Below are 18,696 nucleotides of genomic sequence, written 5' to 3' on the forward strand. Positions count from 1 at the left end.
GAATACACATGTCGAGAAAAGATCCAAATCGACTAACAGGCAGACAAAAAGCAGCAATCCTAATGATTTCCTTAGGGCTAGACGTGTCAGCATCTGTATACAAACATCTGTCTGAAGACGAAATAGAAAAATTAACATTAGAAATTTCCAATGTACGAAGTGTAGATACTGCTAAAAAAGATGAAGTCATCGAAGAGTTTCACAGCATTGCCATCGCGCAGGACTACATATCACAAGGCGGCCTTATGTATGCAAGACAAGTGCTTGAAAAAGCGCTTGGTGAGGACAAAGCGGATAGCATCTTAAACCGATTGACATCCTCTCTTCAAGTGAAACCATTTGATTTTGCTAGAAAGGCTGACCCGGAGCAAATCCTAAACTTTATTCAACATGAGCATCCACAAACCATTGCGCTCATACTTTCCTACTTAGATCCAGTACAGGCTGGGCAAATTTTATCTGAGTTAGGCGAGGATGTACAAACAGAGGTTGCGAGACGAATTGCCTTAATGGACCGCACATCTCCAGAGATCATCAATGAGGTGGAACGCATTCTTGAACAAAAGCTTTCTTCAACCTTTACGCAAGACTATACCCAAACGGGCGGGGTCGAAGCGGTTGTGGAAGTGTTAAATGGTGTAGACCGTGCAACGGAGAAGACCATTTTAGATACACTTGAAATTCAAGATCCTGAGCTTGCTGATGAAATTAAGAAACGTATGTTTGTCTTTGAAGATATTGTCACTCTTGATAGCAGAGCCATCCAGCGAGTCATTAGAGATGTTGAAAATGATGACTTATTGCTCGCCCTCAAAGTGGCAAGCGAAGAGGTCAAAGAAATTGTCTTCCGCAACATGTCCCAGCGGATGGTCGAAACGTTCAAAGAAGAAATGGAGTTTATGGGGCCTGTCCGGCTTAGAGATGTCGAGGAAGCACAAACCCGTATTGTCAGCATCGTAAGACGACTCGAGGAAGCTGGAGAAATCGTCATAGCTCGAGGCGGAGGAGACGATATCATTGTCTAGGATTATCAAACATGAAACATCTGTTATTCCTGAGCAAGGCCGGCAAACGATTCCTTTGCAGCAAGTGGAGTTCAAAAAAGAACATCACGAAGAGGAGCTTTTCAATGAAACGGAAGCATCACAGCTTATCCTAAGTGATGCAGAAGATCAAGCAAGCCGTATTCTAGAACAAGCAAACAGTGAGCTAGAAAAAACAATGGCTGAAATCAATCAGCGCCGAGCTGATTTTGAAGCAGAAAGAATGCAGCTCATTGAAGAAGCGAAACAAACTGGTTATCAAGAAGGCTTCCAAAAGGGCGAGGCAGATGCGAACTTGCAGTACCAAGCTATGCTTGATCAAGCAAATGACATTGTCAATCTTGCGAAACAGGACTATGAAGAAAAAATTGAAAGCTCTGCTGAAGAAATTGTGGAACTGGCTTTCGAACTCGCCAAACGAGTTTGGTATGCAGCTGAGGACACGAAAGATCAATTTTTAGCTATTGTGAAGCAGGTCATTTCAGAAGTGAAAGAATATGATGATATTTCCATCTATGTCGACCCTGAACATTACGAGCATGTGATGCAATATAAAGACGAATTGATCAGAATTCTTCAAAAGGATACACATCTTGCCATATACTCGGATGAAAAAGCACCAAAAGGGACTTGTTACGTAGAAACAAGCTTTGGAAAAGTGGAAGCGAGTGTTGATACACAAATGAATCAGTTAAAAGAAAAACTCTTAGAAGTCATTGATTCAGGTGATCACAAATGAACATAGATGTGTTAAAAGAAACGATTGAAACCGCCGATCCTTATAAACGATTTGGTAAAGTCAATCGAGTTGTTGGGCTGATGATCGAGTCCAAGGGGCCAGAGAGCTCTGTTGGAGATGTTTGTCTCATTCATAAAAAAGGAAGTAAGCGCCATCCGATCAAAGCAGAGGTCGTTGGTTTTAGAGATGAAAACATTCTGCTCATGCCTTATGTTGAAGCATCCAATATCTCACCAGGAAGTCTAGTTGAAGCGACAGGTGAGTCGTTAAAGGTCAAAGTAGGTACTGGCTTAATTGGTGAAGTCGTTGACGCATTCGGTGATCCACTGGACGGCAGTATGCTTCCAAAGGGACTTGCACCTGTTTCGACAGAACAGTCTCCTCCAAACCCGATGGACAGGCCGCCGATTAGAGAAAAGATGGGCGTTGGTGTCAGAGTGATCGATAGTCTGCTCACAGTTGGCACTGGTCAAAGGATCGGGATTTTTGCTGGAAGTGGTGTTGGAAAAAGTACCTTAATGGGAATGATTGCAAAGCAGACAGAAGCGGATCTAAATGTCATTGCCCTTGTTGGAGAGCGTGGCCGTGAAGTTCGTGAGTTTATCGAAAAGGATTTAGGTGCTGAAGGACTGAAGCGTTCGATTGTTGTCGTCGCAACTTCTGATCAGCCCGCACTGACGAGAATGAAAGCAGCCTATACAGCGACAGCCATTGCGGAATATTTCAGAGACAGAGGCAAAAATGTCATGTTTATGATGGATTCTGTCACGAGGATCGCCATGGCACAAAGGGAAATAGGTCTTGCAACAGGCGAACCGCCAACTACAAAAGGATATACACCTTCAGTGTTCGCTATACTGCCAAAATTGCTTGAACGAACTGGAACGAATCAGCTTGGTTCCATCACAGCGTTTTACACAGTGCTTGTTGATGGTGACGACATGAATGAGCCGATCGCTGATACAGTCAGGGGGATTTTAGATGGCCACATTGTACTTGATCGTGCTTTAGCAAACAAAGGACAATTTCCCGCTGTCAATATTCTGAAAAGTATCAGCCGTGTCATGAGTAATATAGCAAGTCATGATCACAAGGAAGCGGCCAATCGGTTCCGTCAGCTTTTATCCACTTATCAAAACGCTGAAGACCTCATTAACATTGGAGCATATAAAAAAGGCTCCTCTAAGGATATTGATGAGGCCATGCAGGCTTATCCTCATCTTATTTCATTTTTGAAACAGGATGTAGAAGAGGCTGTATCTATTGAAGACAGTGTAAATTTATTGCTCGGTTTGATGAATAGAGAGGATTGACAAAAAAGTGAGATATCAATACAAATTTCAAAAGCTCTTGGAACTGAAAGAAAGTGAAAAAGACAAATCACTCTCAGCGTATCAACAATCCGTTTCCGCATTTGAGCAAGTCGCTGAAAAACTCTATGAAAATATGAGTAAAAAAGAGCTAATGGAAAAAAGCAAAGAAGAAAAGCTGAGAAGTGGAATGAGTGTCCAAGAAATGCGTCATTACCAGCAATTTGTGACCAACTTAGATAACACCATCCAGCATTATCAGCAACTTGTGATCATGAAACGTCATCAAATGAATGAAAAACAATCTGATTTAACTGAAAAAAACATTGAGTTTAAAAAGTTTGAAAAAATGAAAGAAAAGCAATTTGAAAAGTTTTCCCTTGAACATAAGGCAATTGAAATGAAAGAAATGGATGATATCTCTATCAGCCAATTCATGTTTCAAGGACATTAGGAGTCGAGATGAATGCCTAAGAAGGAAAAAGCGAAGGAATCAAGCGGCGGAAAATTTCAATGGATCTTGTTTATTGTCATCATCCCATTGATTGTGCTTGTGATTGTAACTGGCACAATCCTTTATATTGCGGGTTTTGATCTAAAGAAACCGCTCCAAAACATTCCAGTGATCAGCAGTTTGGTTGGTTCAGATGACAGCTCAAAAACGTCATCTTCACATAATGATCAACGTGATGAAGAGTTGGAAAAATTGAAAAATACCATTAAAGAGCAAAAAAATGAACTCGAAATTGCACAAAAAGACTTGAAAACAAGTGATGAAGAGATTAAAAGACTGAACCAAAAAATCAATTCACTTGAAAAAACAACTGAAAATGACGCAGAAAATACGTCAGCAAATGACAGTTCATCAAACAACAGCTCATCAAACAATACGTCAGGCAATAACGCAGCAGGGACAACCTCTGATGGGGCAGCAGCCTCTAACCAGAAAACTAAAGGGAAGATTACCAGCATTTATGAAAGCATGGACGCAGGGAAATCCGCCAAAATTTTATCAGAATTAAGTGATAAAGAGGCTTTGAAGATCCTTGAAGAGCTGAGCAAAAATAAACTAACAGACATATTAGCAAAACTAACACCTCAGAAGGCAGCTACGTTTACGAAAGAGCTTGCTAAAAAAGAAGAAAGTGAAAATGGGGGTGGACAATAAGTGAAGCTATTGGATATTGGAGCCTTACAGCAATCGTCTCAAGGTCTCTCGGGACCAAAGGGGGGCGGCGTGGCATCTGCACGCGGGTTGTTTAAACAATTACTTAGCGGGGCAGGCGTACAAAGCGGTCTAGTTAATGCTGAGACAGCGGATGCCTCTCTTTCCATCAATGATGCGATGCAAATCATTGAAAAATGGATGCAATCACCTGAAAAAGGGATCGACGGAGACCTTCTTGGCGCGCTTCAAACACTTCAAGGTCAAACGCTTGATTCGTCTGATCTCAAGTCACTAGAAGAGTTATTTCAAAAAATGGAATCATCCATTTACGGTGATCAAGCTGATAAGCAAACTTCTGAACATAGTGAGCAGCTCATACAAGTCCACTTTTTCTTATATCAACTGCTCAATCAACAGCCGCTCAGCTTTGATGCAAAGCTAGTGAAGGATATTGAAGCAAAGGGTCAAGACTTCATCCACTTTCTTTCGAAAAATGGGGTGGATGAGAAACTGATTCAGCAAGTAAAAGAGCAGTTTTTCTCGCAGGGTTCAGCACCAAAGCTGAATTCAATGTCTCAAAGTGAGCTGAAACACTTTAATCAGTTAATCGACCATATGATGGCGAATGCGAAAGGGTCAGATAAAGAGTGGAAAATTTCTCTAGGAGAGTTGAAAGAATTGGTCTCTCCAAGACAGGAATCTGCTCTTGCTTCCCCGGCAAAAGGTGATGCCTCCCTTGAATGGCTCATCAAAAAGGAAGTTGTCAAAGGACAAAGCACTTCTGCACCTGCTTCTGAAAAAACGATCACTCATACGCTTTTTCAAGGTCATAAGCAGTTTTTTCAATTGCAATCAGCAGCTCCTGTTCAGCAGACACATACAACTGATGAAAAGCCCGGAACGGTTGATCAGCAAATTCTAAATACGTGGAAGCAAATGAAATTCACGCCATTTGGCAACTCAAGCGGACGCTTTACCGTTCGATTAAATCCAGAGAATCTCGGATTTATCACAATTCAGCTGACGAAGCAAAATGGTATGTATGCGAGTAAAATTACAGCTTCGACACAGGCAGCGAAAGAGCTGTTAGAGCACCATCTGCCGCAGCTCAAACAGGCGCTTCCGAATATGTCGGTTCAAGTGGACCGTTTCCATATACCGCTTCAATCAAATGAACAGCCGTTATTTGGACAGTTTAGTGAAGAAAACAAACAGCACCAGTCAAAAGGGCAGAATTCTCAGCAGTCTGATGAACAGGAAGCGGAATTCCAGGATGTACTGGACGCTCTTGTTGGGTCAGATGAAGAAGAGGAGGAGATCTAATGGCAACAGTTGATTCTACTAATAGAGCAACCGCAACAACAGACACTTCTTCAAGTGCAGCAAAAAAAACAGACACGCTGGGACGAGATCAATTCTTGAAAATATTACTCACGCAGCTTCAAAACCAAGATCCGACAAACCCAATTGATGACCGTGAGTTTGTCACGCAGCTTGCAACATTTTCTTCTTTAGAACAGCAAATGAATATGAACGAATCAATCACCCAGCTGAATCAGGTCATGTCTACATTTGTTGCACACCAAGATCCATTTACGACATATGTAGGCTGGATTGGTAAAGAAGTAGCGGGCAAACAAGATGATAAAGACATATCTGGCACTGTGAAGTCTGTGAAAAACATAAACAATGAATATTTCCTATATCTAGAGGATGGAACGAAAATCAGCCCTTGGGACGTTACAACTGTTGGAGAAAAATCGTAAGCAAATCGAGGAGGAAAATAAATGTTACGCTCACTTTACTCAGGAATTAGCGGAATGAAAAACTTCCAAACGAAATTAGATGTTGTAGCCAATAACGTGGCCAACGTGAATACACACGGATACAAAAAGAGCCGAATCACTTTTAAAGATATGGTCAGTCAGACAATTGCAAGCTCTGGTGGACCGACAAACAACTCAGGTTCGATCAACTCGAAACAAGTTGGACTAGGATCTTCTTTGTCATCTATTGATAAGATCATGTCAGCGGGTGCTTCCCAAAATACAGATGAACCGTATGACTTCTATATCAATGGTGATGGATTCTTCCGTATTGAAAGCCAAGGAGAAATTCTTTATACAAGAACTGGGAATTTCAAACCTGATTCAGAGGGCAGCTTAGTCACTCCTGATGGAAACTATCTACTTGGAATGGATGGACAAAAAATAACGATTCCAGATGGCATTTCAAGTGTGAGTGTTGGTCCAGACGGAACGATTTCGGTTGTTGAAAATAATGTATCGAGAACCGTTGGACAGGTTTCACTCGTGTCATTCCGAAACGCAGGAGGGCTTGACAAAGTCGGAGACAATCTTTACCGCCAAACGCTAAGCTCAGGTGCACCAAGTAATGCCATCGTACCTGGTGAAGAAGGAACAGGTGTCATCCAAACAGGTAGACTTGAAATGTCAAACGTTGATTTAACAGACGAGTTTACAGAAATGATTATCGCGCAGCGCGGATTCCAATCGAATGCAAAGACGATCACAACATCAGATGAAATTCTGCAAGAGCTTGTGAATCTGAAACGATAGGAGGTAGGGGGAGCGGTTTATCGCTTCTCTGCTTAATATGATTGAAGTGACGAGATTAAATGGCAAAGGATTTATGCTGAACGCTCTCCATATCGAGCAAATCGAAAGCTTTCCAGACACGACCATTACACTCGCCAATGGAAAGAAATTCGTTGTGAAAGAAGATGAAGAGCAGCTTCAAGAGAAAATCATTTCTTTCTACAGAAAAATCCAAGTCATTTCATTGAATCAAGGAATAGAGGAGTTTGAATGAAGAAGAAATTAGTCGTAGTAATGCTAATCATGATTATTGCCATCGTCGGAATTGGAGCTGGCATTGTTTTTCTGCTGAATGGCTCAGACGAAGCAAAAGCAGAAAAAGAGCCGACAGCAGATGAAGTCGCAAAAGCTTCTATTGAAATTCCTGAGATTATTACCAATTTAAAGTCTGAAGGAAATGCCGTCAAACTTGTACTAAATATTGAAACGGACTCTGAAAAAGCAAAAGAAGAGCTTGAAAAAAGAAGTTTTCAAGTGAAGGATGCCGTGATCGACATTTTATCAGACACGAATGCAGATGAACTTGATGGCAAAAAAGGCAGAGATCATTTTAAAACACTAGTCAAAAACAAAGTGAATCACTATTTGCAAGATGGCAAGGTGAAAGAAGTTTATATAACCTCCTTTAATCTGCAATAGAGGCGATTAATTGACACGATGGAGGTGAAGAAATGTCAGGAGAAGTGCTTTCCCAGAATGAGATCGATGCATTATTATCTGCCATATCTACAGGCGAAATGGATGCAGAAGAGCTGAAAAAAGAAGAAACGACGAAAAAAGTGAAGGTGTATGACTTTAAACGTGCTCTTCGCTTTTCAAAAGACCAGATTCGAAGTTTAACAAGGATTCACGATAACTTCGCTAGACTGCTCACCACGCACTTTTCAGCGCAGCTAAGATCATATATTCAAATTTCTGTCAGCTCGGTTGACCAAGTACCATACGAAGAATTTATTCGTTCGATTCCTAATATGACCTTATTAAACTTATTTTATGTCAGCCCGCTTGAAGGAAGAATTATGCTTGAAGTGAACCCAACAATCGGCTATGCCATGATGGACAGGCTGATGGGCGGGATTGGCATTAGTCATAATAAGACAGAATCACTTACAGAAATCGAAACAAAGATTATCTCAAACATGTTTGAGGGAGCTTTGGAAAATTACAGAGAAGCGTGGCAGTCCATAACCGACATCGAGCCAGAGATGGCAGATTTCGAGGTAAATCCCCAGTTTGTTCAAATGGTGTCACCAAACGAAACAGTTGTCGTCATTTCTCTTAATACACAAGTTGGTGAGGTGAGCGGGGTTATTAACCTATGTATTCCTCACGTTGTATTAGAGCCTATTATTCCGAAGCTGTCTGTACACTACTGGATGCAGTCTGAACGAAATGAACCGAAACAAGAAGAAACAAAGGCCATTGAAAAACGGATTATGACGGCAAAAATACCGGTAGTCGCAGAGCTTGGGCAATCGGAAATGACGGTGGAAGAGTTTTTGAATTTGGAAATTGGTGATTGTATTGCCTTGGACAAACCAGTAAATGCGCCTCTTACTGTTATGGTCGGAAATAAACCGAAATTCTTGGGACAGGCCGGCCGCGTGAATCGGAAACAGGCGATTCAAATTCTAGATCACGACATAAGAGGTGAAGAAGATGGAGAATAACGGAAGTAAATTATCACAAGATGAAATCGATGCGCTCCTTAAAGGAGGCAGCAATGACGATATAGAGCCCGATACACTCCTTTCTGCAATGGAACAAGATGCCATTGGGGAAATCGGAAATATTTCATTTGGTAGCTCTGCAACAGCACTTTCAACCCTATTAAATCAAAAAGTGGAGATTACAACTCCAACTGTCACAGTGATTCAAAAAAGCAAGCTGAATGAGGAGTTTCCTCATCCATATGTTGCGATTGAAGTGAATTATACAGAAGGCTTTAGTGCAAGTAACCTGCTTGTGATCCAGCAAACAGATGCGGCAGTCATTGCGGACTTAATGATGGGCGGAGATGGAACAAATGCTGACCCGTCTTTAAGTGAAATTCACTTAAGTGCAGTGCAAGAAGCGATGAACCAAATGATGGGTTCAGCAGCGACATCTATGTCGACAGTCTTTAATAAAAAGATTGACATTTCTCCGCCGCGCGTCGAATTACTCGATGTAAAAGAAGGAGAAGGCACAGACCGCATTCCAGCTGAAGAAATGCTTGTCAAAGTGTCCTTTAGATTAACGATAGGTGAACTCATAGACTCAAATATTATGCAGCTTTACCCTATTACGTTTGCGAAGGATTTAATCGCAGAATTAACAGTCCCGACGCAAGAAGAAGAGCCTGTTCAAGAAACTCCAGTAAGCGCACCTGAACCACATCAGGCAGCTCCGCAAGCACAGTCTGCTCCTGTGCAGCAAGCGGCACCGCCGAAAAGACAGGCGAAGCAAAAGCCAGCAGAACCTGTAAATGTGGCGCCAGTTGAATTTGAAGCGTTCAGTGAGCCTCAGCATTCAACGAGCCAGCTAGGAAATCTCGATATGCTGATGGATATTCCGCTTTCTATTACGGTGGAACTTGGTAGAACGCAGCGCAGTGTGAAAGAAGTACTTGAACTTTCAGCTGGAAGTGTCATTGAACTGGACAAACTTGCGGGTGAGCCAGTCGACATTCTGGTTAACAAACGAATCGTCGCCAAAGGGGAAGTCGTTGTGATCGATGAGAACTTTGGTGTTCGTGTGACTGATATATTAAGTCAATCAGAAAGACTTTCTAATTTAAAATAAACAAACATATAGGGAGAGAATAAGTAAATGGCTACTAAGGTATTAATCGTAGATGATGCAGCATTCATGAGAATGATGATTAAGGATATTCTTGTAAAAAACGGATTTGATGTAGTAGGAGAAGCAGAAAACGGCGCACAAGCTGTTGAAAAATATAAAGAAACATCTCCTGATCTTGTGACAATGGATATCACAATGCCAGAAATGGATGGGATCACTGCGTTAAAAGAAATTAAACAAATCGATGCTTCTGCAAAAATCATTATGTGTTCTGCGATGGGACAACAATCAATGGTTATTGACGCCATTCAAGCAGGTGCAAAAGACTTTATCGTAAAGCCATTCCAGGCAGACCGTGTACTTGAAGCAATTAATAAAACGTTAGGCTAAAAAAGGGTGTAAGACTTGTTGAAAAAACGTTTGATATGTATAGCAATGATCAGTTTTATGCTTTTCTTGACGATGCAGCCTGCTTCACTGTTCGCTGAAACGAAAGATCCTGAAAATGGTACAGTGAATGACTGGATCAAAGGTGAGAAAGAAAGCAAAAAGGATACAGAAAAGAAAACCACTGACAATCAAACGAATCCGGCAGAAGAAGTTCCCTCTTCTTCTGTCTCCATTATGGATTTTGTCAAAATGATTGGTGCCTTACTTTTTGTCATCCTGCTCATTTATGGATTGGTGAGATTTGTTGGTAAGCAAAACCGCTTACTCAAACCATTCCGCTATGTTGAAAATATTGGCGGAACTACGGTTGGCCAAAACCGTTCGGTCCAGCTTATCAAAGTGGGCAAGCGTGTACTAGTTGTCGGCGTAGCAGACTCAATCCAGCTGCTAAAAGAAATTGACGATGAACAAGAATGTGAAGCGATTGTGAAACAATATGAAGAAGCGATGGAAAGCAAGACAGATTTACCAAAAATCGTTCAAAAATTCACATCGCAGGTGAAGAAACATGACCAGACAACCACTTCTTCTTTTTCAGCCAATTTAAAGGCGCAGTTAGCCGAATTGAAAAAGACCCAATCAGAAGTCAGAAAGAAAGGCCCGAAACAAAATGAATGAGTTTATCGATTTATTTAATTCCAGCGGCGCAGGGAATATCAGCACGTCTGTCCGTCTTCTTTTACTTTTGACCGTATTTTCGGTTGCACCAGGCATTCTCATTTTAATGACGTGTTTTACACGGATTGTGATTGTCCTTTCATTCGTCAGAACATCACTTGCAACCAACTCAATGCCGCCAAACCAAGTGCTTGTTGGACTTGCTTTGTTTCTCACATTTTTTATTATGGCACCCACGTTCTCAGAAATAAATAAAGAGGCGCTTACGCCGCTTTTAAATGATGACATTACGTTAAACCAGGCGTATGAAAAAGCCGAAGTGCCAATCAAAGAGTTTATGAGTAAGCATACGAGACAGAAAGATTTGGCTTTATTTCTTAGTTACGCAAAAATGGATACACCTGAATCGATTAAAGATATCCCATTAACGGCGATGGTACCAGCTTTTGCAATTTCAGAATTAAAGACGGCATTTCAAATTGGTTTCATGATCTTTATTCCATTTTTAATTATTGACATGGTGGTCGCAAGTGTCCTGATGTCAATGGGGATGATGATGCTTCCGCCGGTTATGATATCGCTCCCTTTCAAAATATTGTTATTTGTTTTAGTCGATGGATGGTATTTGATAGTAAAATCCTTGCTGCAAAGCTTTTAGAGTAGGTGCTTAAAACATGAGTTCAGAATTTGTCATTACGATGGCTGAAAGATCAGTGTATGTTGTATTGCTTGTCAGCGGGCCGCTTCTAGCGCTCGCACTAATTGTGGGACTGATTGTCAGTGTGTTTCAGGCGACAACCCAAATTCAAGAACAGACGCTTGCGTTCATTCCTAAGATTGTTGCTGTGCTCATTGGGCTTGTTGTGTTTGGTCCGTGGATGCTTTCAACAATTGTGTCCTTCACGACAGAGCTATTCTCGAATTTAGATCGATTTGCAGGTTAAACAGCGATGTCAATCATAGAATTATTCCCTGCTTTTCTTCTCGTTTTTATTCGGATCACCGCTTTTTTTGTGACAGTACCACTTTTAGCGCATAGAACGATACCAGCTGTACACAGAGTTGGATTCTCACTGTTTTTGGCTGTCATCAGTTTTAGCACGATTAAAGAACCGCCAGCACTCGATATAGACGGTCTTTATATGATGCTTGCGGTGAAAGAAGCCATGGTCGGACTTCTTCTTGGGCTGATTGCATATATCATGGTGTCCGCTGTTCAAATTGCCGGCTCATTCATTGATTTTCAAATGGGTTTTGCGATCGCCAATGTTATTGATCCGCAAACAGGAGCGCAAACACCGCTGATGGGGCAGTTTTTTTATACGGTCACACTGCTATTGATGCTTGCAACGAATGCACATCACCTGCTGCTTGATGGGATATTTTACAGCTTTCAATATATTGCAGTTGATCAGTACGCGCTGAATTTCGGCAGTGAATCCTTTGCTTCCTTTATCGCAAAGAGCTTCAACCAAATGTTCATCATTGCCTTTCAAATCTCGGCACCTGTTGTGGCAAGTTTGTTTTTAGTCGATTTGGCATTAGGGATTGTAGCACGTACGGTTCCGCAAATGAACGTATTCGTTGTCGGACTTCCTATTAAAATGGGTGTGAGTTTTATTATGATCATCATCTGTATGGGTGTCATCTTCGGAGTTGTCCAAAATACATTTGAAACGATTGTGCTCACCATGAGGAATTTCTTAGCATTGGTCGGTGGTTCGTCATGATGACAAGGCTTAGACTAGACTTACAATTTTTCGCAGGTGAAAAAACAGAAAAAGCAACGCCAAAAAAGAGACAGGATTCACGAAAAAAAGGGCAGGTTGCCAAAAGTACCGACGTCAATACAGCCATCTCATTTCTATTAATCTTTTTATCATTCTTTTTTATTGGGCCTTTTATGAAAGAGCGTATTATTGCGCTCATTGAACGTTTTTATTCAACAACAATGCTAATGAAAGTTAGCACATCTAATATTCATCAACTATTCTTGGAGTTGCTTCAAGAAACAGCACTCCTCCTCATGCCGATTCTTGGTGTTGGTATGCTGGCAGGTATCATCAGTAACTATTTACAAGTCGGGCTTCTCTTTTCGACAGAAGTGATCAAACCGAAATTAGAAAAGCTCGATCCAATCAAAGGGTTTAAACGAATATACAGTATTCGAGCCCTCGTAGAGCTATTAAAATCCATTCTGAAAATTGGTTTTGTTGGTTTTGCGACATTTATTGCACTATGGACGCACTTTGACGAAATCCTGCGGCTCCCTCTACTAACAGCGGAGGAAACCCTGCATTTCGTCGCAAATATGACCTTGATTATGGGTCTATATGCAGCATGTGCTCTTCTGATCTTAGCATGGCTTGATTACATGTATCAGAAATTTGATTATGAAAAAAACTTACGGATGTCTAAGCAAGACATCAAAGATGAGTATAAAAAATCAGAGGGTGACCCGCTCATAAAATCAAAGATTAAACAGCGCCAGCGGGAAATGGCCATGAGACGGATGATGCAGGAAGTCCCAAAAGCGGACGTCATCATTACAAACCCAACTCACTACGCAATTGCCTTGAAATATGACGAAGAAAAGATGGATGCGCCCTTTGTTGTAGCAAAGGGAACAGATATTTTGGCTATGAAAATTAGAACGATTGCGAAAGAGCACGATATCATGACCATAGAAAACCGGCCGCTAGCTCGTGCGCTATATGATCAGGTCGATATCAATCAAGCGGTGCCAGAAGAATACTTTAAGGCCATCGCAGAAATTTTAGCTTACGTATATAAAACGAAACAAAAGATTTTATGAATTTTTGGTTTTAAAAGGAGAGAACAGGCATGTCAGCAAGAGATTTATCTGTTTTATTCAGTGTTATTTTAATTGTGGCGATGCTGGTCATACCGTTTCCGCCCATTCTATTAAGTATTTTAATCATTATTAATATTTCTCTTGCGCTTATCGTGCTTCTCACCACAATGAACATGCAAGAACCACTGCAATTTTCGATTTTTCCATCATTGCTTTTGCTCTTAACGCTGTTTCGCTTAGGGCTTAACATCTCTACAACACGTTCTATTTTATCAACTGGAGATGCTGGAAAGGTTGTAGAAACGTTTGGTTCATTTGTTGTTGGAGGAAATGTACTCGTTGGTCTGGTTGTCTTCCTTATCCTGATCATCATTCAGTTTGTTGTGATCACCAAAGGGGCTGAGCGTGTATCAGAGGTTGCTGCAAGATTTACACTTGATGCGATGCCAGGTAAACAGATGAGTATTGACGCAGATTTAAATGCAGGAATGCTGACAGAAAGTGAAGCAAGAAATCGCCGTGAAAAGGTATCGAGAGAGGCAGACTTTTATGGTGCGATGGATGGTGCAAGTAAGTTCGTCAAAGGGGATGCCATCGCAGGTATTATCATCGTCATTATCAATATTATTTTTGGAATCATTATTGGGATGCTTCAACAAGGAATGTCGATTCAAGAATCAGCTTCCCACTTTACGCTATTAACGGTAGGGGACGGGATTGTTTCACAAATTCCTGCACTCCTCATTTCAACAGCGACAGGGATTGTCGTCACGAGGGCTGCTTCTAACGGAAACCTTGGGTCTGACATTACTAGTCAGCTCTTTGCATTCCCGGCTATGCTTTACGTCACAGCAGGCACGATCTTCCTTCTTGGTTTGTTTACTCCGATTGGCGTACTTTTGACAGGACCGATCGCAGGTTTTCTTGCACTCGGGGCATACATGATGTCGAAAAACAAACAGGATCAAGAAGAAATTGAAGAGGTGCTGGAGGAACAAGCTGAGGTAGAAGAGATGAAAAGTCCAGAAAGCGTCATTCATCTCCTGCAAATGGATGCCATTGAATTTGAATTTGGCTATGGTCTGATTCCGCTCGCTGATGCCAATCAGGGCGGTGACCTGTTAGATCGAATTGTGATGATCCGAAGGCAGCTTGCCCTCGAACTAGGCCTTGTCATTCCAGTTGTCCGAATTCGAGACAACATTGCACTTAACCCAAATGAATACCGGTTGAAAATTAAAGGGAACGAAGTGGCAAAAGGTGAGCTGCTGCTTGATCACTACTTAGCGATGTCCCCAACGCCGGATGATGATCCGATTGAAGGAATTGAAACGATCGAACCATCCTTTGGCTTGCCGGCTAAATGGATATCAGAAGCAGAAAAAGATCAGGCTGAAATGCTTGGCTATACGGTTGTGGATCCGGCATCTGTTGTGTCTACTCACATCACAGAGAAGATTAGACAAAACACACACGAACTGCTCGGACGCCAAGAAACGAAGCAATTAATCGATCATCTTAAAGAAAGTTATCCTGTCTTAGTGGATGAGGTGACACCAAATCCGCTAGCAGTCGGTGATATCCAAAAGGTACTGGCAAAGCTGCTGAAAGAAAAGGTCTCTATTCGAAACCTTGTGACCATTTTTGAGACGCTTGCAGACTATGGAAAATTAACGACGGATACAGATTTGTTAACGGAATATGTTAGACAGGCGCTGGCAAGACAGATTACTGCACAGTATGCAAGAGAAAATGAATCATTGAAAGTTGTGACATGCTCAGGCCGAGTTGAAAAGGTAATTGCTGACAGCGTACAGCAGACAGAGCATGGCAACTACTTATCGTTAGATCCAGAATCCTCTGAAAGTGTGATTCAATCCGTGGCGAGAGAAATTGAACAGCTTTCGCTTCGCCAGGAAACGCCGGTTCTATTATGCTCACCTCCTATAAGAATGTACGTCAAGCAGCTGTTAGAAAGATATTTTCCAGAATTACCGGTACTATCATATAACGAACTAGAAGCAAATGTGGAAGTACAGAGCATCGGAGTGGTGGATATCTAATGAAAATGAAAAAAATCACAGCGAATTCTATGCAGGAGGCAACGATTCAAATTAGGCAGCAGCTTGGGAAAGATGCCGTCATTTTAAATTCTAAAACCGTTGTCAAACGAAAGCTGTTCGGTTTAAAAAAACAGCAAATGGTCGAAGTGATTGCGGTGCTGGATCAAGATTTTGAAGAAAGAGCTGGTAATGGACTAAACCCACCGGCTCCTATCCCGGTGTTACCGAAAAAGGAGCCGGTTCAAAAGCAGGCGCAAGAACCAGCCTTTGCTCCTGAGGCAGTCAAAGCCATTTCCCCTCATTCTCAGCCTTTAGAATATACAAGGAACGAGCGGCATGCTGGCATTTTGCCTGATTCTCTTATGGCGGTCGATCAAAAGCTAAAGGATCAAGGTCTTGATGATGAGATTCGAGATGAGTGCTTAAAGGGTCTTTTAACGAAGGGTGCTGTCAAGGAAGATCAAATTAAAAAAGAACTTGAAAAACTGCTCACAGAGATGCTGCCAGCTCACACCTCTGATGAGCCGATGATTCGTTCGAAATATATTGTGCTGTTTGGTTCAACGGGCGCTGGCAAAACGACAACGATTGCAAAGCTGGCTGCCAAAACGGCTATTCAGCATCAAAAGAAAATCGCTTTTATTACAACGGATACGTACCGAATTGCAGCGATCGAACAACTGAAAACATATGCTGAACTGCTGAATGCGCCGCTTGAGGTTTGTTATTCAAGAGAGGATTTTGTGAAAGCGCAGCAGACCTTTAAAGATTATGATCATATTTTCATAGACACAGCAGGCCGTAACTTTAAAGAAGAAGCGTATATGAAAGAGCTGACAGACATTATTCCATTTGATGAAAGCATTCAAAGTTTCCTTGTCATGAGTGCAACGTCGAAGTATCAGGACATGAACGCCATGGTCAAACGTTTTGAACACGTTCCAGTCCATCAATTCATTTTTACGAAAGTAGATGAAACAGACACGATGGGAACGATCTTTCAAATCATTGCAGAATCTCAAATTGGGCTCGGCTTTTTAACAAATGGCCAAAATGTACCTGAGGATATTCTTGAGGGCTCTCCTCTTGAATTAACAAGGATGGTCTTACAATGATGAAGCCTGACCAAGCAGAAGGTCTAAGAAAACTTGTTCAGCAGAGTCAAACGATAACGCCGGCCCCTCTTAGCGTAAGCGGACTGGCAAAAACCATTGCAGTCATGAGCGGTAAAGGCGGGGTAGGTAAATCGAATTTGACGCTGAATATGGCACTGTCTGTCGCTAGTGCAGGTAAGCGAGTGTTAGTCATCGACCTTGATTTTGGCATGGGGAATATTGATATTTTATTAGGGAAAACATCGACTAGCTCTATATTAGATGTTCTCGTTAGGAAGAAATCCTTCCAAGCGGCTATGACAAAAGGAACTGACAATCTTTATTACATTTCTGGCGGAAGCGGACTTGAACAGCTGTTTTCTTTAGATAAAGAGCAATGGTCATTCTTTCTGGAGGAGATGGAGAGAATGATGCGTGATTTCGATTGTATATTCTTTGATATGGGTGCAGGCTTGTCAAAAGATCAACTGCCTTTTGTCTTATCGGCAGGAGAAGTGGTGGTCGTGACAACGCCAGAACCAACATCCATCATGGATGCCTACAGCGCGATTAAACACTTAACCATTCATCAGTTTGGGCAGTCAGTGCAAATCATTGTTAACCGGTGTAAAACCCCGTCAGAAGGGTCTGAAACCTACCGGAAATTAGCAGGAGTGGTCACATCATTTCTACACAGAAAGCTTGTGTTTGCTGGGGCTGTGCCTGATGATCCTGCGGTTCCTAAAGCAGTAGCGGAACAAATTCCATTTTATATCAAGCAGCCTCATTCAAGGCTGAGTAAAACAATTAAAATGCTTGCAGAAACACTTTATCATCAGCAGTTAAGAGAGGCACGGAGAGAGCAGCATACGTTTATAGATAAGTTGTCCTCTTTTTTTAAAAGGAGGAAGGTGGACTCATGATTAGAGTACTTGTAGTAGATGACTCGGCCTTTATGCGAAAGCTCATTAGTGATTTCCTAAGTGCCGAACAAGAAATTGAAGTCGTGGGAACGGCGCGAAATGGGGAAGATGCCTTAAAACGGATCAAGGAATTGAATCCAGATGTTGTCACACTAGATGTGGAAATGCCTGTTTTAAATGGAACAGAAGCATTAAAACAAATTCTGGCTGAACACGACCTTGCCGTGATTATGGTGTCAAGCCAGACAAAGCAAGGGAAGGATTTAACCATCCATTGCTTAGAGCTCGGTGCGTTTGACTTCGTGACAAAGCCTTCGGGAAGTATTTCGCTCGATTTACACAAAGTAAGAGGTCAAATTGTAGAGCGGGTACTTGCGGCAGGTCTGTCTAGGAAACGCACTGAGAAACAGGTTTCTCCTAAGCCAGTCATCAAGCCGCCAAGTCCAGTGGCTGTTCCCCGTCTGAAAGAAGTAAAAAGCGGCTCACTCCAAAAGATTATTTCAATCGGAACATCTACGGGAGGGCCAAGGGCGCTTCAACGAGTCGTCACGAAGCTGCCAAAGGACATAGAGGCGCCAATTTTGATTGTGCAGCATATGCCGGCAGGATTTACGGCATCACTTGCTACGAGGTTAGACCATTTATCACAAATTGCGATTAAAGAAGCACAAGATGGAGATATCGCTAAAAATGGAGTGGCTTACATAGCTCCTGGTGGAATGAATATGTCACTTCATGAACAAGGGGCGTCTTTAGTGATCAGGCTGTCCCCAGAAGATACTGACAGCCGGCACAAACCTTCTGTTAACTATTTATTTGAATCTATCAGCAACATAAAAGGTTACGAGAAAATTGCTGTCATTATGACAGGGATGGGTAGCGACGGCACAGAAGGTGTCAAAAAAATGGTCGCAAGCGGTCATACAAAAGTCATTGCAGAAAAAGAAGAATCATGTGTTGTTTTCGGAATGCCTAAATCAGTCATTAAAGCAGGCCTTGCACATGAAACAAGGCATGTGGATGACATCGCACATGCAATTATAAGCTCCATGAAAAAAGAGAGGGCGTGAA

General features: G+C 41.9%; 22 protein-coding genes. All 22 read left to right on the forward strand.

Annotated features, from left to right (window positions below; translation table 11 throughout):
* Positions 1 to 8 precede the first annotated feature (8 nt).
* From fliG to ACYH0L_RS07855, 22 genes are read left to right on the forward strand one after another with little or no spacing between them, the layout of a single operon-like run.
* Entirely contained in the window at positions 9 to 1,025 is a 1,017-nt protein-coding gene (gene fliG / locus ACYH0L_RS07750; RefSeq protein ID WP_034317753.1) for a flagellar motor switch protein FliG, read from the forward strand.
* Entirely contained in the window at positions 1,018 to 1,782 is a 765-nt protein-coding gene (fliH, locus tag ACYH0L_RS07755) for a flagellar assembly protein FliH (RefSeq protein WP_256499559.1), read from the forward strand. The genes fliG and fliH overlap by 8 nt, the downstream gene beginning before the upstream one ends.
* Positions 1,779 to 3,095, forward strand: coding sequence for a flagellar protein export ATPase FliI (gene fliI, locus ACYH0L_RS07760; RefSeq protein WP_099725865.1), 1,317 nt, complete (start codon positions 1,779 to 1,781; stop codon positions 3,093 to 3,095). The genes fliH and fliI overlap by 4 nt, the downstream gene beginning before the upstream one ends.
* Positions 3,096 to 3,102: 7 nt before the next feature.
* Positions 3,103 to 3,546 (forward strand): flagellar export protein FliJ, encoded by a 444-nt coding sequence (gene fliJ, locus ACYH0L_RS07765; protein ID WP_099725864.1) that lies wholly within the window; start codon positions 3,103 to 3,105, stop codon positions 3,544 to 3,546.
* Between the two features lie 12 nt (positions 3,547 to 3,558).
* The gene (locus tag ACYH0L_RS07770) at positions 3,559 to 4,260 is read left to right on the forward strand and encodes a MotE family protein (RefSeq protein WP_256499560.1); all 702 of its coding nucleotides are present in this window, start codon (positions 3,559 to 3,561) and stop codon (positions 4,258 to 4,260) included.
* Positions 4,261 to 5,583 carry a flagellar hook-length control protein FliK gene (locus ACYH0L_RS07775; protein ID WP_482354445.1) on the forward strand — a complete coding sequence of 441 codons (1,323 nt, stop codon included), beginning with the start codon at positions 4,261 to 4,263 and terminating at the stop codon, positions 5,581 to 5,583.
* Entirely contained in the window at positions 5,583 to 6,026 is a 444-nt protein-coding gene (flgD, locus tag ACYH0L_RS07780; protein WP_099725861.1) for a flagellar hook assembly protein FlgD, read from the forward strand. Before ACYH0L_RS07775 ends, flgD begins: the two co-directional genes overlap by 1 nt.
* Before the next feature lie 21 nt (positions 6,027 to 6,047).
* A complete protein-coding gene (flgG, locus tag ACYH0L_RS07785; protein ID WP_099725860.1) occupies positions 6,048 to 6,839 on the forward strand; it encodes a flagellar basal body rod protein FlgG in 792 nt (263 codons plus the stop codon).
* A 37-nt stretch (positions 6,840 to 6,876) separates the two neighbouring features.
* Entirely contained in the window at positions 6,877 to 7,092 is a 216-nt protein-coding gene (gene swrD / locus ACYH0L_RS07790) for a swarming motility protein SwrD (protein WP_008344794.1), read from the forward strand.
* Positions 7,089 to 7,517 (forward strand): flagellar basal body-associated protein FliL, encoded by a 429-nt coding sequence (fliL, locus tag ACYH0L_RS07795; protein ID WP_099725858.1) that lies wholly within the window; start codon positions 7,089 to 7,091, stop codon positions 7,515 to 7,517. The genes swrD and fliL overlap by 4 nt, the downstream gene beginning before the upstream one ends.
* Positions 7,518 to 7,549: 32 nt before the next feature.
* The gene (gene fliM, locus ACYH0L_RS07800; protein WP_034317724.1) at positions 7,550 to 8,548 is read left to right on the forward strand and encodes a flagellar motor switch protein FliM; all 999 of its coding nucleotides are present in this window, start codon (positions 7,550 to 7,552) and stop codon (positions 8,546 to 8,548) included.
* Complete coding sequence (gene fliY / locus ACYH0L_RS07805) at positions 8,538 to 9,662, forward strand: flagellar motor switch phosphatase FliY (RefSeq protein WP_099725857.1); 1,125 nt, start codon at positions 8,538 to 8,540, stop codon at positions 9,660 to 9,662. Before fliM ends, fliY begins: the two co-directional genes overlap by 11 nt.
* 27 nt (positions 9,663 to 9,689) lie before the next feature.
* The gene (locus tag ACYH0L_RS07810; protein ID WP_007499584.1) at positions 9,690 to 10,052 is read left to right on the forward strand and encodes a response regulator; all 363 of its coding nucleotides are present in this window, start codon (positions 9,690 to 9,692) and stop codon (positions 10,050 to 10,052) included.
* 18 nt (positions 10,053 to 10,070) lie between these two features.
* Complete coding sequence (gene fliZ, locus ACYH0L_RS07815; protein WP_099725856.1) at positions 10,071 to 10,730, forward strand: flagella biosynthesis regulatory protein FliZ; 660 nt, start codon at positions 10,071 to 10,073, stop codon at positions 10,728 to 10,730.
* A complete protein-coding gene (gene fliP, locus ACYH0L_RS07820) occupies positions 10,723 to 11,388 on the forward strand; it encodes a flagellar type III secretion system pore protein FliP (RefSeq protein ID WP_007499580.1) in 666 nt (221 codons plus the stop codon). Before fliZ ends, fliP begins: the two co-directional genes overlap by 8 nt.
* A 16-nt stretch (positions 11,389 to 11,404) precedes the next feature.
* A complete protein-coding gene (fliQ, locus tag ACYH0L_RS07825) occupies positions 11,405 to 11,674 on the forward strand; it encodes a flagellar biosynthesis protein FliQ (protein WP_003211206.1) in 270 nt (89 codons plus the stop codon).
* 6 nt (positions 11,675 to 11,680) lie between these two features.
* A complete protein-coding gene (fliR, locus tag ACYH0L_RS07830; RefSeq protein ID WP_099725855.1) occupies positions 11,681 to 12,460 on the forward strand; it encodes a flagellar biosynthetic protein FliR in 780 nt (259 codons plus the stop codon).
* Positions 12,457 to 13,545, forward strand: a complete 1,089-nt coding sequence (gene flhB / locus ACYH0L_RS07835; RefSeq protein ID WP_099725854.1) for a flagellar biosynthesis protein FlhB — start codon at positions 12,457 to 12,459, stop codon at positions 13,543 to 13,545. The genes fliR and flhB overlap by 4 nt, the downstream gene beginning before the upstream one ends.
* A 29-nt stretch (positions 13,546 to 13,574) precedes the next feature.
* Positions 13,575 to 15,608, forward strand: a complete 2,034-nt coding sequence (gene flhA / locus ACYH0L_RS07840) for a flagellar biosynthesis protein FlhA (RefSeq protein WP_099725853.1) — start codon at positions 13,575 to 13,577, stop codon at positions 15,606 to 15,608.
* Complete coding sequence (gene flhF / locus ACYH0L_RS07845) at positions 15,608 to 16,723, forward strand: flagellar biosynthesis GTPase FlhF (RefSeq protein ID WP_099725852.1); 1,116 nt, start codon at positions 15,608 to 15,610, stop codon at positions 16,721 to 16,723. Before flhA ends, flhF begins: the two co-directional genes overlap by 1 nt.
* On the forward strand, positions 16,720 to 17,625 hold the full coding sequence (locus ACYH0L_RS07850; RefSeq protein ID WP_230030153.1) for a MinD/ParA family protein: 906 nt from the start codon (positions 16,720 to 16,722) through the stop codon (positions 17,623 to 17,625). Before flhF ends, ACYH0L_RS07850 begins: the two co-directional genes overlap by 4 nt.
* Entirely contained in the window at positions 17,622 to 18,695 is a 1,074-nt protein-coding gene (locus ACYH0L_RS07855) for a protein-glutamate methylesterase/protein-glutamine glutaminase (RefSeq protein WP_230030154.1), read from the forward strand. Before ACYH0L_RS07850 ends, ACYH0L_RS07855 begins: the two co-directional genes overlap by 4 nt.
* The last annotated feature ends 1 nt before the right edge of the window (position 18,696 follow it).

The sequence above is a fragment of the Bacillus sp. MC1252 genome, assembly GCF_056838025.1.